At 71.2% G+C, this 14,610-nt stretch carries 12 protein-coding genes; 7 read left to right on the forward strand and 5 right to left on the reverse strand.

Translation table 11 applies throughout. The features are described 5' to 3' along the window. Nucleotides 1–54: 54 nt before the first annotated feature. Nucleotides 55–1,428, forward strand: coding sequence for a dihydrolipoyl dehydrogenase (gene lpdA, locus QSJ60_RS11790; protein WP_230768767.1), 1,374 nt, complete (start codon nucleotides 55–57; stop codon nucleotides 1,426–1,428). Between the two features lie 60 nt (nucleotides 1,429–1,488). Then, complete coding sequence (sucB, locus tag QSJ60_RS11795) at nucleotides 1,489–3,033, forward strand: 2-oxoglutarate dehydrogenase, E2 component, dihydrolipoamide succinyltransferase (protein ID WP_285463722.1); 1,545 nt, start codon at nucleotides 1,489–1,491, stop codon at nucleotides 3,031–3,033. Here sucB and QSJ60_RS11800 read toward each other — a convergent pair. Continuing rightward, complete coding sequence (locus tag QSJ60_RS11800; protein WP_285463723.1) at nucleotides 3,030–4,517, reverse strand: serine/threonine-protein kinase; 1,488 nt, start codon at nucleotides 4,515–4,517, stop codon at nucleotides 3,030–3,032. The genes sucB and QSJ60_RS11800 overlap by 4 nt on opposite strands. Nucleotides 4,518–4,864: 347 nt before the next feature. On the opposite strand from QSJ60_RS11800, the gene lipB reads away from it, so the two are divergent. From lipB to QSJ60_RS11815, 3 genes are all read left to right on the forward strand, one after another. Further along, the gene (gene lipB / locus QSJ60_RS11805) at nucleotides 4,865–5,500 is read left to right on the forward strand and encodes a lipoyl(octanoyl) transferase LipB (RefSeq protein ID WP_285463725.1); all 636 of its coding nucleotides are present in this window, start codon (nucleotides 4,865–4,867) and stop codon (nucleotides 5,498–5,500) included. Then, nucleotides 5,497–6,486, forward strand: a complete 990-nt coding sequence (lipA, locus tag QSJ60_RS11810) for a lipoyl synthase (RefSeq protein WP_230767011.1) — start codon at nucleotides 5,497–5,499, stop codon at nucleotides 6,484–6,486. The genes lipB and lipA overlap by 4 nt, the downstream gene beginning before the upstream one ends. 98 nt (nucleotides 6,487–6,584) lie before the next feature. Continuing rightward, nucleotides 6,585–7,298 carry a DUF4191 domain-containing protein gene (locus tag QSJ60_RS11815; protein ID WP_189086400.1) on the forward strand — a complete coding sequence of 238 codons (714 nt, stop codon included), beginning with the start codon at nucleotides 6,585–6,587 and terminating at the stop codon, nucleotides 7,296–7,298. A gap of 76 nt (nucleotides 7,299–7,374) precedes the next feature. Here QSJ60_RS11815 and QSJ60_RS11820 read toward each other — a convergent pair whose 3' ends face one another. Next, nucleotides 7,375–7,812, reverse strand: coding sequence for an RDD family protein (locus QSJ60_RS11820; RefSeq protein WP_285463727.1), 438 nt, complete (start codon nucleotides 7,810–7,812; stop codon nucleotides 7,375–7,377). 147 nt (nucleotides 7,813–7,959) lie between these two features. Here QSJ60_RS11820 and glnA point away from each other — a divergent pair, with 147 nt between their 5' ends. Then, nucleotides 7,960–9,384, forward strand: coding sequence for a type I glutamate--ammonia ligase (gene glnA / locus QSJ60_RS11825; protein WP_189086402.1), 1,425 nt, complete (start codon nucleotides 7,960–7,962; stop codon nucleotides 9,382–9,384). Between the two features lie 79 nt (nucleotides 9,385–9,463). Here glnA and QSJ60_RS11830 read toward each other — a convergent pair whose 3' ends face one another. Beyond that, nucleotides 9,464–9,841 carry a cupin domain-containing protein gene (locus tag QSJ60_RS11830; RefSeq protein ID WP_285463728.1) on the reverse strand — a complete coding sequence of 126 codons (378 nt, stop codon included), beginning with the start codon at nucleotides 9,839–9,841 and terminating at the stop codon, nucleotides 9,464–9,466. A gap of 142 nt (nucleotides 9,842–9,983) precedes the next feature. Here QSJ60_RS11830 and QSJ60_RS11835 point away from each other — a divergent pair, with 142 nt between their 5' ends. Beyond that, nucleotides 9,984–10,160: a YegP family protein gene (locus QSJ60_RS11835; RefSeq protein WP_189086404.1), complete on the forward strand. Its 177-nt coding sequence runs from the start codon at nucleotides 9,984–9,986 to the stop codon at nucleotides 10,158–10,160. Between the two features lie 70 nt (nucleotides 10,161–10,230). On the opposite strand, the gene QSJ60_RS11840 is transcribed toward QSJ60_RS11835, so the two are convergent. Both QSJ60_RS11840 and QSJ60_RS11845 read right to left on the reverse strand, forming a co-directional pair. Then, nucleotides 10,231–13,251, reverse strand: a complete 3,021-nt coding sequence (locus QSJ60_RS11840) for a bifunctional [glutamine synthetase] adenylyltransferase/[glutamine synthetase]-adenylyl-L-tyrosine phosphorylase (protein ID WP_285463729.1) — start codon at nucleotides 13,249–13,251, stop codon at nucleotides 10,231–10,233. Nucleotides 13,252–13,255: 4 nt separating this feature from the next. After that, nucleotides 13,256–14,593 carry a glutamine synthetase family protein gene (locus QSJ60_RS11845; protein WP_189086406.1) on the reverse strand — a complete coding sequence of 446 codons (1,338 nt, stop codon included), beginning with the start codon at nucleotides 14,591–14,593 and terminating at the stop codon, nucleotides 13,256–13,258. Between the last annotated feature and the right edge of the window lie 17 nt (nucleotides 14,594–14,610).

The following is a 14,610-nucleotide window of genomic DNA, read 5'->3' on the forward strand; positions in this document are numbered from 1 at the left end:
CACGAACCCGGTGCGGTCCGTGTCGCAGATCTGATGCGCGAGGGAGATACCGGTTTGTCCGAGCAGAACTTTGACATCGTCGTCCTGGGCGGCGGGAGCGCCGGGTACGCGGCGGCCATCCGAGCGGTCGAGCTCGGCATGACCGCCGTGGTCGTCGAGAAGGACAAACTCGGCGGCACCTGCCTGCACCGCGGCTGCATCCCGACGAAGGCGCTGCTCCACGCCGCCGAGGTCGCCGAGTCCGCCAAGGACGCGGCGAAGTACGGCGTCAAGACCGCGTTCGAGGGCATCGACATGCCCGGCGTCACCGCGTACCGCGAAGGCATCGTCGCGAGCAAGTGGAAGGGCCTGCAGGGCCTGCTGAAGGCGCGCGGCATCCCCGTCGTCGAGGGCGAGGGCCGTCTGGTCTCGCCGAACACCGTCGAGGTCGCCGGTGAGCGCTACGTCGGCAAGAACGTCGTGCTGGCCACCGGCTCCTACTCCCGCTCGCTGCCCGGTCTCGAGATCGGCGGGCGCGTCATCACGAGCGAGCAGGCGCTGCAGCTCGACTTCGTCCCCGGCAAGGTCGCCGTCCTTGGCGGCGGCGTCATCGGCGTCGAGTTCGCGAGCGTCTGGCGTTCCTTCGGCGCCGAGGTGACCGTCATCGAGGCGCTCCCCCACCTCGTGCCGAACGAGGAGGAGTCGATCTCGAAGCAGCTCGAGCGCGCCTTCAAGAAGCGCGGCATCGACTACTCGCTCGGCATCCGATTCCAGAGCGTGACCCAGAACGAGTCGGGCGTCGTCGTGACGCTCGAGAACGGCACCACGATCGAGGCCGAGCTCCTGCTCGTCGCCGTCGGTCGCGGCCCCTCGACCCAGGGGCTCGGCTTCGAAGAGGTCGGCGTCCAGCTCGACCGCGGCTTCGTGCCCACGAACGAGCGCCTCCAGACGAACGTTCCCGGCGTCTACGCCATCGGCGACATCGTCCCCGGCCTCCAGCTCGCGCACCGCAGCTACCAGCAGGGCATCTTCGTCGCCGAGGAGATCGCGGGACTGAACCCGATCGTCGTCGAGGACGTGAACATCCCGAAGATCACCTACTGCGAGCCCGAGGTCGCCTCGGTCGGCTACACCGAGGCGAAGGCCGCGGAGAAGTTCGGCGCCGAGCAGGTCACGAGCTACGAGTACAACCTCGCCGGCAACGGCAAGAGCAGCATCCTCGGCACGAGCGGCTCGATCAAGGTCGTGCAGGTCAAGGAGGGCCCGATCGTCGGCGTCCACATGATCGGCGGCCGCGTCGGGGAGCTCATCGGCGAAGCCCAGCTCGCCGTGAACTGGGAGGCGTACCCCGAGGACATCGCGCCCTTCATCCACGCCCACCCCACGCAGAACGAAGCGTTCGGCGAGGCCGTGCTGAAGCTCGCCGGCAAGCCGCTGCACGCGATCTGACCCCACCCGCTCCAAAATCGGACCACACAAGGCGTCCAACGCTGTGAAGGAGACAAGCGAATGAGCCAATCAGTCAGCCTCCCGGCACTCGGTGAGAGTGTCACGGAGGGGACGGTCACGCGCTGGCTGAAGGCCGTCGGCGACCGCGTGGAGGTGGACGAGCCCCTGCTCGAGGTCTCCACCGACAAGGTCGACACGGAGATCCCGTCGCCGGTCGCCGGTGTCATCGAGGCGATCCTCGTCCAGGAGGACGAGACCGTCGAGGTCGGCACCGCCCTCGTCACGATCGGCGACGGTTCGGCCGCCGCCGAGGAGCCTGCCGCCCCGGCCGCTGAGGCACCCGCCGCCGAGGCGGCTGCTCCGGCTGCCGAAGCGCCCGCTGCACCGGGGCCCGCCGCCCCGGCACCGGCTGCCGAAGCGCCCGCTGCTCCGGCGCCCGCCGCCCCGGCACCGGCTGCCGAAGCGCCCGCTGCCCCGGCACCGGCTGCACCGGCTGCACCGGCTCCCGCCGCTGCTCCTGCCCCTGCCGCTGCTCCGGCTCCTGCTGCTCCGGCTCAGGCTCCTGCTGCACCGGCCCCCGCTGCCCCGGCTCCCGCCGCCGCACCGGCCGCTCCGGCACCGGCCGCCCCGGCCCCCGCCGCTGCTCCGGCCGCTCCGGCACCGGCCGCGCCCGCCGCTGCTCCGGCCGCCGGCGGTTCGCACGCCGGCCCCAGCGGCTACGTGACCCCGATCGTCCGCAAGCTCGCGAGCGAGCAGGGCGTCGACCTGGCCAGCGTCACCGGCACCGGTGTCGGCGGCCGCATCCGCAAGCAGGACGTGCTGCAGGCCCAGGGCGCGCCCGCGGCGAGCGGTGCTGCTGCACCGGCCCGCACCCCGCTCGAGACCTCGCCGCTGCGCGGCACCACGCAGGCGATGACCCGCCTGCGCAAGGTGGTCGCCGAGCGCGCCGTCGTCTCGATGCAGTCGACCGCGCAGCTCACCACGGTGGTCGAGGTGGACGTGACCAAGGTCGCGAAGCTGCGCGACCGCGTCAAGGACGAGTTCCTGCAGAAGACCGGCAACAAGCTCTCGTTCCTGCCCTTCTTCGCGATGGCCGCGGCCGAGGCGCTCCGCGCGTACCCGATCATCAACTCGACGGTCGAGGGCGACTCCATCGTCTACCCGGCCCAGGAGAACATGAGCATCGCGGTCGACACCGAGCGCGGCCTGCTCACGCCGGTCGTCCGCGACGCGGGCGAGCTCGACCTCGCCGGCCTCGCCGCGCAGATCGCCGATCTCGCCGAGCGCACCCGCAACAACCAGCTGAAGCCCGACGAGCTCTCCGGTGGCACCTTCACGCTGACCAACACGGGTTCGCGCGGCGCACTGTTCGACACTCCGGTGGTGTTCCTGCCCCAGACGGCCATCCTCGGCACCGGCACTGTGGTGAAGCGCGCGGTCGTCGTCTCGCAGGACGGCTCGGACGCCATCGCGGTCCGCTCGATGGTGTACCTGGCGCTCTCGTACGACCACCGCATCATCGACGGGGCCGACGCCGCCCGCTTCCTCACCGCGGTGAAGGAGCGGCTCGAGGAGGGCGCGTTCGACGCCGACCTCGGCATCTAGTCGAAGATCTCCCGCAGACGCCAACCGGCCTCGCTCCGAATCATGAGGAGCGAGGCCGGTTCGCGTTCTGTCCCATTGACCGGCACCTCGAGCAGCACCGCGCCGCCCATGGTGCCGACCACCGCCACGGCGTCGAGATCGTAGGGCGCCTGCTCCACCGGCTGCTCCCCCGCGATCTGGGCCAGATCACTGCGCTCGAGCGCAGATCCCGGCTGCACGAGCTGCGCGAGGCACTCTGGGTCTGCGGCCGCGAGACACGTGGCGCGGTCGGCCAGGAGTTCCGCGGCCGTCGCCGCGAGCGCCTCACCATCGTCGCTCGCCGGCGGCCCCTCAGCGAGGGTCTCTCCTTCGAGGTCGGTGGGCCCCGCGTCGTCCGGCGGTGTGAGGCGCTCGGACGACGGAGCCTCCGGGACTGACGGACGCGACTCCGCCGCGCGCTCGACGGAGTCGCCCCGGTCCGGCGGGACCAGGGTGAGCAGCAGGACCGAGGTCGCAGCGGAGAGGAGCGCCCCGACGACGACCGCTCCGCGCCGCCGCCCGAGCCGTTCCGCGAGGCGCCCGCGCCAGCGCCCGCTCCGGAGCAGCTCGAGTACCGGGACCTCCACCGCGAGCAACTCGCTGAGCGCCGTCCTCGGCGCCGCACCGCCCGCCTGCGCTCGCGTCCCTCGACGGAAGCGGCCGCGCCCGACGCTCACCGACGGAGTCGACGGAGCACCCGGCGGCACCGATGCGGCGCCCTTCGGCCAGGCACCGGGCGCACCGATGGCCGACGGCGGCGGCGGCACGATGCCCGTTGCCCGGTGGTCTTCGCCGACGCCGCGGACCGGGGCCGCGACTGCGACACGGAAGAGTTCCTGCTCCAGCGAGGGGGCGAACGGCTCGAACGGGCGCGCAGCGAGCCGAGACTGGGCGAGTTCCACGAGCTGCTGCAGCGCCGTCGCAGGATTCGCCGCCCCGGCGACCAGCTCGAGCAGGTCGACGAGCGCCTCGTGCGCTTGCCGTTCGAGCGCGGTCCGCTCGGCCGATGCCGCTCCCAGCCGTTGCAGCCGCCCGAGCCCGGTGATCCGAGGTCGTCCCGCTGCATCGAAGCGCACATCGGCCGCGGTCAGGGCGGGATGGGCGAATCCCGCCCGCGCGAGTTCACTCACTGCGGCCACGATCGGCGCCAGCACGGTCACCGCCTCGCCCGGGGTCAGGCGACGTTCGTCGAGCACGTTCGAGAGTCGGCGGCCGGGGATCAGTTCGACCACGAGGCAGATCGACGACCCGGCGGTGAAGAGGTCGGCGATCGCCGGGAGCGGTCCGCCGCCGAGCGTTTCGAGGGCCTCGAGCTCGGTGGTGACGGTCTGCTGCTCGGCCGCTTCGTCGTACACGCGGAGCAGCAGCGGACGCTCGGCGACCTCATGGTCGTCAAGCTCTTCACCGGCCGGCTCAGCTGTTACCAGGAAGAGCTGCGCGCGAGACCCCGTGGCGAGTCTCCGCACGAGACGATAGCCGCCGAGGGATCCGCCCGGCGCGATCGTCACTCGGCCCGGGGATGTCGCGGCCGGCTCCGCCCACGGCGAGTCGCCCCTGTGCCCCGGCGCGGCCGACGTGCTCGGCGTGTGCTCCGTGCGCGGTTGTGGCACCACGCGGCCCCCGTGCCGGCGCACGGCGTCGCCGCGGGCTCGTCGCCCTCGTCGTGTCTGCTGCGTCTGCTGCTCCATGCCTCGATGCTCGCCCGGGATCCGCGACTGCGACCGCCGATCACCGGCATCGGTGGACGCCGACGCCCGCGGCGCGCCTGTGGACGACCGTTGTCATCGTTCGCCGGGTGTCTAGACTGATCCGCATGCTCGACTCTGTCGTCACGGGGCTAAGCGCCAACTCCGTGCCGTACGAAGAGGGACTCTCCCTCCAGCGCGCCGTCCATCAGGCGGTGGTCTCCGGAACCAGCCCGGGCACCGTCATCCTCCTCGAACACGAAGCGGTCTACACGGCCGGCAAACGGACGAGTCCAGACGAACGGCCGATCGACGGCACACCCGTCGTCGACGTCGACCGCGGCGGCAAGATCACCTGGCACGGTCCGGGGCAGCTCGTCGGCTATCCGATCCTCCGCTTGCCGGAGCCCATCGACGTCGTCGGCTACGTCCGCCGGCTCGAGGACGTGCTCATCGCGGTCCTCGCGGAGCTCGGCATCGCCGGGCGCCGCGTCGAGGGCCGCTCCGGCGTCTGGGTCGGCGACGGCGTCGACGAGAAGATCGCCGCCATCGGCATCCGCGTCGCCGACGGCGTGACCATGCACGGCTTCGCCCTCAACTGCTCGAACTCGCTCGAGCCGTACGGGAAGATCGTCGCCTGCGGCATCCGCGACGCCGGCGTCACGACGATCTCCCGGGTCCTCGGCCGCACCGTGCGGCCGATCGACGTCGTCGAGCCGGTGCTCCGCCACCTCGAGGCGGCCGAGGCGGCGGTCGCCGCGTGACGGCCGAACCGCAGGGGCGCCGTCTGCTGCGCCTCGAAGTCCGCAACGCCCAGACGCCCATCGAACGCAAGCCCGAGTGGATCAAGACCCGGGCGAAGATGGGCCCGGAGTACCGTGCGCTGCAATCGCTCGTGAAGAGCGAGGAGCTGCACACCGTCTGCCAGGAGGCCGGCTGCCCGAACATCTACGAGTGCTGGGAGGACCGCGAGGCCACCTTCCTCATCGGCGGCTCCCAGTGCACCAGGCGCTGCGACTTCTGCCAGATCGACACCGGCAAGCCCGCCGAGTTCGACGCCGACGAGCCGCGCCGCGTCGCGGAGTCCGTCGTCCGGATGCAGCTGCGCTACTCGACCGTCACCGGCGTCGCCCGCGACGACCTTCCCGACGGCGGCGCGTGGCTCTATGCGGAGACGATCCGGCAGATCCACGCGCAGTCCCCTGGCACGGGCGTGGAGATCCTCGTGCCCGACTTCAACGGCGAGCCGGAGCTGCTCGGGCAGGTCTTCGACGCCCGGCCGGAGGTCTTCGCGCACAACGTCGAGACGGTGCCGCGCATCTTCAAGCGCATCCGCCCGGCGTTCCGCTACGAGCGCTCGCTCGACGTCATCGCGCAGGGTCGCGAGGCGGGGCTGATCACGAAGTCCAATCTGATCCTCGGGATGGGCGAGGAGCGCGCCGAGGTGTCTCAGGCGCTCCGCGACCTGCTCTCGGCCGGCACCGACATCATCACGATCACGCAGTACCTCCGGCCGAGCCCGAGGCATCTGCCGGTCGCGAGGTGGGTGCGGCCCGAGGAGTTCGTGGAGCTGAAGGCCGAGGCCGAGGAGCTCGGCTACCTCGGCGTGCTCGCCGGTCCGCTCGTGCGATCGTCGTACCGCGCGGGCCGCCTCTGGGCCCAGTCGATGCGGGCGAAGGGGCGCGAGCTCCCGCCCGAGCTCGCGCACCTCGCGGACCCCGAGCTCGGCTTCGCCCGAGCGGTCGGCTGAGCCCGGTTCCATCCGGTCTCATCGCCGGGGTCGGCGGGGGTCGCACGCGGGCCGCGAACACGGTCCGCGGCGGCCCCCGCCGCCGGTATCCTTGACGCATGGCACGCACCAAGGACTCCGCGTCCTCCCCCAAGGAGCCCGGCCGTCTGAAGCAGATGTGGCAGGTCTTCCAGATGACCCGCCGCTACGACTCGACCGCGCAGTGGCTCATGCTCCTCGGCTTCCTCGCCCCCATCGCGGTGACGCTCGGACTCGCGCTGTGGCTCAGCGAGGGCAACGGCTTCACCATCGCGCTCTGGGTCGTCGCGGGCGTGCTCGCCGGCCTGCTGATCGCCATGATCATCCTCGGCCGTCGTGCCGAGCGGGCGGCGTACTCCCAGATCGACGGGCAGCCGGGCGCGGTCGGCGCCGTGCTCCGCAGCGGTCTCCGCGGCGGCTGGGTCGGCAATGAGATGCCGGTCGCCGTCAACGGGCGCACGCAGGACGCGGTCTATCGCGCCGTCGGCCGCGGCGGCGTCGTGCTCATCAGCGAAGGCCCTGCCAGCCGCACCCAGCGCATGCTCGACGACGAACAGCGCAAGGTCGCGCGCGTGCTCCCGACCGTCGACGTCACGCTCATCTCCGTCGGCCACGAGGAGGGCGACGTCGAGCTGCACCGCCTCGCGGCGACGCTGCGCAAGCTCAAGAAGACGCTCACCAAGCCGGAGGTCATGGCGGTGTCGAACCGGCTGAACTCGCTGCAGAGCTCGCTCCCGATCCCGAAGGGCATCGACCCGCTGAAAGTGCGTCCGCAACGCGGCAAGCTCCGCTGACCCGCACGGGTCCCGACGACGCGAACGGGGCGGTCTCCTTCGGGAGACCGCCCCGTTGCGCTTGTGCGGCGCGGTGTCAGCGACTGCGGATGAGGACGGTGCCCGCGACCTTGTCGTGGAAGCCGCGCTGGTCGGAGTCCCACACGAGCGCGGGCACGACGATGATGAGCAGCAGCGACCGGACGACGGTGCGGCGGATGCCGATCCAGCCGCCCTCGAGCGGGACGACCGCCATGCCGAGCAGGCGGTGGCCGATGCTGCCGCCGATCGTCGGGATGAAGACGATCTGCAGCACGACGAACACGAGCGGCGTCACGAAGTTGTAGGCGACCGAGTCGTACGGGGTGAACAGGAGCGCGAGGAGCATCGCGCTCGCCCAATCGATGAGGAGGGCGGCGATGCGACGACCGATCCGCCCGACGGAACCGCGGCCCGACTCGGGGAGCCCGAGCCGCTCCCCCGGCCACTTGCTGGGCTGGAGGTCTCCGAAGGTGGTGGGCTTCGCGTCGGGCATCCTTCGATCCTACCGAGCGGCCGCTGTGTAACATGCCGGAAACATTCACGTCATGGCCGGGAAACGGCCCGGGGATACCGTCGGTGACGGCTGCTGGCCGCCCCGGAGATTCCGGACTTCCCGCCCGCCCCGTTGGAGAGTCGTCGCATGTTCAGTGATTCGTCTGAAGTCCTCAAGTTCATCACGGAGACCGAGGTCAAGTTCCTCGACATCCGCTTCACCGACCTCCCGGGTGTGCAGCAGCACTTCAACATCCCGGCGTCGACGGTCGACGAGGACTTCTTCACCGTCGGCCAGCTCTTCGACGGCTCGTCGATCCGCGGCTTCGCGTCGATCCACGAGTCCGACATGCAGCTCATCCCCGACGTGTCGACGGCGTACATCGACCCGTTCCGCGCCGAGCGCACGCTCATCATGATCTTCGACATCTACAACCCGCGCACGGGCGAGATCTACTCGAAGGACCCGCGCCAGGTCGCGAAGAAGGCCGAGAAGTACCTCGCCTCGACCGGCATCGCCGACACCGCCTACTTCGCCCCCGAGGCCGAGTTCTACATCTTCGACGACGTCCGCTACGAGGTGAACCAGCACACGAGCTTCTACTCGATCGACTCCAGCGAAGGCGCGTGGAACTCGGGTCGCGTCGAAGAAGGCGGCAACCTCGCCAACAAGACCCCGTTCAAGGGCGGCTACTTCCCCGTCTCGCCGGTCGACCAGCACGCCGACCTCCGCGACGACATCTGCCTGAAGCTGATCGATGCGGGCCTCGAGCTCGAGCGCAGCCACCACGAGGTCGGCACCGCCGGCCAGGGCGAGATCAACTACAAGTTCGACACGATGGTGCACTCCGCGGACGACATCCTGAAGTTCAAGTACATCGTCAAGAACACCGCCAACGAGTGGGGCAAGACGGCGACGTTCATGCCGAAGCCGCTGTTCGGCGACAACGGCTCGGGCATGCACACGCACCAGTCGCTCTGGAACGACGGCAAGCCGCTGTTCTACGACGAGGCCGGCTACGGCGGCCTGTCGGACATCGCCCGCTGGTACATCGGCGGCATCCTGAAGCACGCCCCGGCGCTGCTCGCCTTCACGAACCCGACGGTGAACTCGTTCCACCGCCTCGTGCCCGGCTTCGAGGCCCCGGTGAACCTCGTCTACTCGGCGGGCAACCGTTCGGCGGCCATCCGCATCCCGATCACGGGTACCAACCCGAAGGCGAAGCGCATCGAGTTCCGCGCGCCGGATGCCTCGGGCAACCCGTACCTCGCCTTCGCGGCGCAGCTCATGGCCGGCATCGACGGCATCAAGAACCGCATCGAGCCGCACGAGCCGGTCGACAAGGACCTCTACGAGCTTCCCGCCGAAGAGGCCAAGACGATCCCGCAGGTGCCGGGCTCGCTCGACGCCGTGCTCGACGCGCTCGAGGCCGACCACGACTTCCTCCTCGAGGGCGGCGTGTTCACCAAGGAGCTCATCGAGACCTGGATCGACTACAAGCGCGAGAAGGAGCTGAAGCCGCTGGCTCAGCGTCCGCACCCCTTCGAGTTCGAGCTGTACTACGGCGTCTGAGCCGCAGTTCTCGATCCGAACGCCCCGGGCAGCGTCAGCTGCCCGGGGCGTTCGTCGTCGTCGGTGCTCGCCCGAACGCTCACTCGGAAGCGGCCGGGATCTCCCGCACCTCGGCGGTCCGCGCTCCCCCGGCGTCGCCGGTGTTCACGGTGCCCTTCGGCTCGATGAGGATCGCATGCACCTCCTCCTCGGCTTTCGGGCAGTGCTCGACGCCCTTCGGCACGACGAAGACGTCGTTCGGCCCGAGCACGACGTCCCGGTCGCGCAGCTGGATGGTCAGCTCGCCCGCGACGACGAGGAACAGTTCGTCGGTCTCGGGATGGCTGTGCCAGACGAACTCGCCGAGGAGCTTCACCACCTTCACGTCGTAGTCGTTCACGCTCGTGAGGCGGTGCGGCTGCCAGGGCTCGCCGACCGCCGCGAGGGCGGTCAGCACATTGCGGACGTCGTCGTTCATCCCGCCATCGTAGGGCGGCGGCCGGGACCTGGAGCGGATGCCTCGGGCGCGCGCGTTTGCCCCCTTGTGCGCGCGGGCGTCTGGACGCCACGATGTGTTCGAGTCGGCGCACGCCGGCGCCCGTTTCGAGAAGGGGCCGAGAATGGCTGGGAAGTTCGAGCTCTACACCGACGCGCGAGGCGAATGGCGCTTCCGCCTGAAGGCCGGCAACGGCGAAACGATCGCGGTCTCCGAGGGCTACAGCTCGAAGTCGGCCGCCCAGAACGGCATCGAGTCCGTGAAGAAGAACGCCCCGGACGCCCCGGTCGTCGAAGCCTGACCCCACGACTCCGGAACCCCGCGCCGCCCCATGCCGCGTGGGGTTCCGGCCCGTCGGGCGGCCGCGCGGCTCAGCGGGTGGGCTCGCGCCCCGGTTCGATGCCGTAGAAGTCGCGGTCGAAGATCGCGCGCGAGCGCCGGGTGAGTTGCAGGTAATCCTGCTCCAGCTGCGCCGCGGACCCGGGCGGATAGCCCATGAGGCGGGCGACGCCCTCGAGCTGGGTGCGCTCGACCGGCAGCACGTCGGTCGTGCGGTCGAGCCAGAGAGTCAGCGCGGAGCGCGCCCGCGAGGAGAAGATCCAGGCGGCGCGCAACGTCTCCGCGTCGTCGGCGGCGACGAGCCCGGCGTCGACGGCCGCCTGCAGGGCATCGAGGGTGGAGGTCGTGCGGAGGGCGGGCACCGCCGCGGCGTGCTGCAGCTGGATGAGCTGCACGAACCACTCGACGTCGCTGAGCGAGCCGCGTCCGAGCTTCAGATGCCTCGCCGGATCCGCGTTCTGCGGCAGCCGCTCGTTCTCGACCCTGGCCTTGATGCGCTTCACCTCGCGCACGGCCTGCTCGGCGATCGACGCCGGATAGCGCACGCCGTCGGCGAGCTCGCGGAAATCGTCGAGGAGCGCGGCATCACCCGCCACGCCGCGAGCACGCAGCAGCGCCTGCGCCTCCCAGGTCAGCGACCAGCGCGCGTAGTAGGCGCGGTACGCCTCGAGCGAGCGCACCATGACCCCGTTGCGCCCCTCGGGTCGCAGGTCCGCATCGAGCTCGAAGGGCAGGCGGGCGTCTTCGGTGAGCCGACCGAGCTCCGAGACGATGCGCAGCGCGACCCGGTGGGCGGCGTCGCCCTCGAGCGCGGCGGGGCGGTAGACGTAGATGACGTCGGCGTCGGAGGAGATGCCGAGTTCGCGCCCGCCGAAGCGGCCCATGCCGATCACCGCGAACTCGATGCCGTCGCCGTCGCCGTCGTCGCCGCGACGGATGGCCGCGACCGTCGCTGCGAGGTGGTTCTCGGTGACGTCGCTGAGCCCGTGGCCGAGCTCCTCGACGCTGCAGACGTCGAGGATGCCGGCGAGCGCGAGGCGTAACACCTCGCGGCGACGGATGGCCCGCAACACGTTCGCCGCGGCCTCCACCTCGCCGTGGCGCGCGAGGACGGCCGCGGACTCGTCGCGGAGCGCCGCGAGCGAGCGCGGTCGCAGCTCGTCGAGGTCTTCGAGCCACGCGACCGCCTCCGGGCTGCGCTCGAGGAGTTCACCGACGAAGCGGGACCCGGAGAGCACGCGGGTGAGACGCAGCGCGGCGTCGGACGAGTCGCGGAGCAGTCGCAGGTACCAGTGCGTCGTGCCGAGCGTGTCGGAGAGCCTTCGGAAGGCGAGCATGCCGTAGTCGGGGTCGGCGCCCTCGGCGAACCAGGAGATGAGCACGGGCATGAGGTGCCGCTGGATCGTCGCCCGTCGGGAGACCCCGGAGGTGAGGGCCGCGATGTGCCCGAGCGCGCCCTTCGGATCACGGAAGCCGATCGCGGCGAGCCGAGCCTCCGCCTGCGCGCTCGTGAGCTCGAGCCCGCTGGCCGGGAGCGCCGCCACGGCGGAGAGCAGCGGCCGGTAGAAGAGCCGTTCGTGCAGTCCGCGCACCCGCTGCCGCGTCGCCTGCCAGAGCGCGGTCAGCTCGGCCGCGTTGCGGGCGAGCCCGCTCGCTCGCGCGAGGACGCGGAGCTCGGCCTCGTCGCGCGGCATGAGGTGGGTCCGGCGCAGGCGCGACAGCTGCAGGCGGTGCTCCAGCACGCGGAGCAGGCGATAGTCGTGCGCGAACTCGCCGGCCTCCTCGCGGCCGACGTAGCCGCGGCTCGCGAGCGCGCCGAGCGCGGGCAGGGTGCCGCGCTGGTGGATCTCGTCGTCGCTCGCGCCGTGCACGAGCTGCAGCAGCTGCACGGTGAACTCGATGTCGCGGAGTCCGCCGGGACCGAGCTTCAACTGCACGTCGACCTCGTCGGCGGGGATGTGCTGGGTGACCCGCTCGCGCATCTGCTGCACCGACTCGACGAAGCCGTCGCGTGCGGAGCTCGCCCAGACCATCGGCGAGAGCGCCGCGAGGTACCGGGCGCCGAGCTCGGCGTCGCCGGCGAGCGGCCTGGCCTTCAGCAGGGCCTGGAACTCCCAGCTCTTCGCCCACCGCTCGTAGTACTGCACGTGCGAGTCGAGGGTGCGCACGAGCGCCCCGTCCTTGCCCTCCGGGCGGAGGTTCGCGTCGACCTCCCAGAGCGGCGGCTCGACCCCGGCGTCGTCGATGAGCCGGCTCGCCACGACCGCGAGCCGGGTCGCGATCTCGACCGCGCGCCCCTGGGCGAGGCGCTCCTCGTCGGCGGACTCCGCGACGAAGATCACGTCGACGTCGCTCAGGTAGTTGAGCTCGCGCGCCCCGGCCTTGCCCATGCCGATGACGGCGAGGCGGGTCGCCGCGACCTCATCGGCCGGATACCGCCCCGGGGCGGCCCCCTCGCCCGGGCGTCGCCCGACCAGCCGGCGCGCCGCGACGAGGGCGGCGTCGAGCGCGGCGCCGGCGAGGTCGGCGAGGCCTGCCGCCACCGTGTCGACGGCCTCGATCGCACTCGCCCGGCTCAGGTCGTAGACGGCGATGCCCGCGAGCAGGCGGCGGTAGCGGAGGCGGATCGCCCGGGCTGCCTGTTCCGGCTCCACCGGACCGTCGCCGAGCTCATCGAGGGCGCCGACGAGGACCGCGCGCGCCTCGTGCTCGCCGAGCGGCGGCTCGGGCTCGCGCTCGAGCAGCACGAGCTCGTCGGGGTTCCGCAGCAGGAACTCGCCGAGCCCTCGTGAGGCGCCGAGCAGCCGGGCTGCGCGCTCGGCGGCCGTCGGGCGTTCCAGGACCCGGCGCACCTCGGCGGGGGCGCGCTCGGCGAGGCGCTCGAGCGTGGCGAGCGCCTCGTCGGGATCGGCCGCGACGGTGAGCGCATCCAACAACTCGGGCGCGTCGACCTCCGTCGCCTCCGCGAGTCGGGCGAGTCCCGATCGGGCGCGCTCGAAGTCGTCGAAGCCGGCCCGGGCGAGCCCGCTGTACGGCGCCGCCTGCCGAGTCATCCGATCAGAGGATCTCGAGGTTGCGCGTCAGCTCGAAGGGCGTCACCTGCGAGCGGTAGTCCTGCCATTCGGCGCGCTTGTTCGCGAGCACGTAGCGGAAGACCTGCTCGCCCAGGGTGTCGGCGACGAGTTCGGAGCGCTCCATCTCCTCGATCGCGTGGTCGAGGCTCGCGGGCAGCGGGCTGTAGCCGAGCGCCCGGCGCTCGCGGTCGCTCAGCATCCAGACGTCGTCCTCGGCCTCGGGCGGGAGCTCGTAGCCCTCCTCGACGCCCTTGAGGCCGGCGGCCAGCAGCAGGGAGAAGGCGAGGTACGGGTTCGCGGCCGAGTCGATCGCGCGGTACTCGACGCGCGCGCTCTGCCCCTTGTTCGGCTTGTAGAGCGGCACCCGCACGAGCGCCGAGCGGTTGTTGTGGCCCCAGCAGACGAAGCTCGGCGCCTCGCCGCCGCCCCAGAGCCGCTTGTACGAGTTCACGAACTGGTTCGTGACCGCGGAGATCTCGCCCGCGTGGCGCAGCAGCCCGGCGATGAACTGCCGGCCGATCTTCGAGAGCTGGTACTGCGCACCGGGCTCGTAGAAGGCGTTCTGATCGCCCTCGAACAGGGAGAGGTGGGTGTGCATGCCGCTGCCCGGGAACTCGGAGAACGGCTTCGGCATGAACGTCGCGTACACGCCCTGCTCGATCGCCACCTCCTTCACGACAGTGCGGAAGGTCATGATGTTGTCGGCCGTCGTCAGCGCATCGGCGTAGCGCAGGTCGATCTCGTTCTGACCGGGACCGGTCTCGTGGTGGCTGAACTCCACCGAGATGCCCAAGTCTTCGAGCATGCGCACCGAGCGGCGGCGGAAGTCGTGCGCGGTGCCGCCGGGAACATTGTCGAAGTAGCCCGCGGAGTCCACCGGCTGCGGGCCCTCGGGGCCGTACTTCGACGACTTGAGCAGGTAGAACTCGATCTCGGGGTGCGTGTAGAACGTGAAGCCGCGGTCGGCGGCGCGCGCGAGCGTACGCTTCAGCACGTTGCGGGGGTCGGACACCGCCGGCTCGCCGTCGGGGGTCGTGATGTCGCAGAACATGCGCCCGGTCGGGTCGATGTCGCCCCGCCAGGGCAGGGTCTGGAACGTCGAGGGATCGGGGTACGCGAGCAGGTCGGACTCGTAGGTGCGGCTGAGGCCCTCGATGGCGGAGCCGTCGAAGCCGATGCCCTCGGTGAACGCGCCCTCGACCTCCGCCGGAGCGATCGCGACCGATTTCAGGGTGCCCACGACATCGGTGAACCACAGCCTGATGAACTTGACCCCACGTTCTTCGATGGTCCGGAGAACGAAGTCGCGCTGCTTATCCATCCACACCCTTTCTCGCG

This window comes from Agromyces sp. NBRC 114283, assembly GCF_030268405.1.
In the GTDB taxonomy this organism is placed as follows: domain Bacteria; phylum Actinomycetota; class Actinomycetes; order Actinomycetales; family Microbacteriaceae; genus Agromyces; species Agromyces mediolanus.

What these genes read in the sequence shown, in the direction of transcription:
- sucB (WP_285463722.1), top strand. Translation starts at nt 1,489, where the DNA reads ATGAGCCAATCAGTCAGCCTCCCGGCACTCGGTGAGAGTGTCACGGAG.
- lipB (WP_285463725.1), top strand. Translation starts at nt 4,865, where the DNA reads ATGCTCGACTCTGTCGTCACGGGGCTAAGCGCCAACTCCGTGCCGTAC.
- QSJ60_RS11815 (WP_189086400.1), top strand. Translation starts at nt 6,585, where the DNA reads ATGGCACGCACCAAGGACTCCGCGTCCTCCCCCAAGGAGCCCGGCCGT.
- QSJ60_RS11820 (WP_285463727.1), bottom strand. Translation starts at nt 7,812, where the DNA reads ATGCCCGACGCGAAGCCCACCACCTTCGGAGACCTCCAGCCCAGCAAG.
- glnA (WP_189086402.1), top strand. Translation starts at nt 7,960, where the DNA reads ATGTTCAGTGATTCGTCTGAAGTCCTCAAGTTCATCACGGAGACCGAG.
- QSJ60_RS11830 (WP_285463728.1), bottom strand. Translation starts at nt 9,841, where the DNA reads ATGAACGACGACGTCCGCAATGTGCTGACCGCCCTCGCGGCGGTCGGC.
- QSJ60_RS11835 (WP_189086404.1), top strand. Translation starts at nt 9,984, where the DNA reads ATGGCTGGGAAGTTCGAGCTCTACACCGACGCGCGAGGCGAATGGCGC.
- QSJ60_RS11840 (WP_285463729.1), bottom strand. Translation starts at nt 13,251, where the DNA reads ATGACTCGGCAGGCGGCGCCGTACAGCGGGCTCGCCCGGGCCGGCTTC.
- QSJ60_RS11845 (WP_189086406.1), bottom strand. Translation starts at nt 14,593, where the DNA reads ATGGATAAGCAGCGCGACTTCGTTCTCCGGACCATCGAAGAACGTGGG.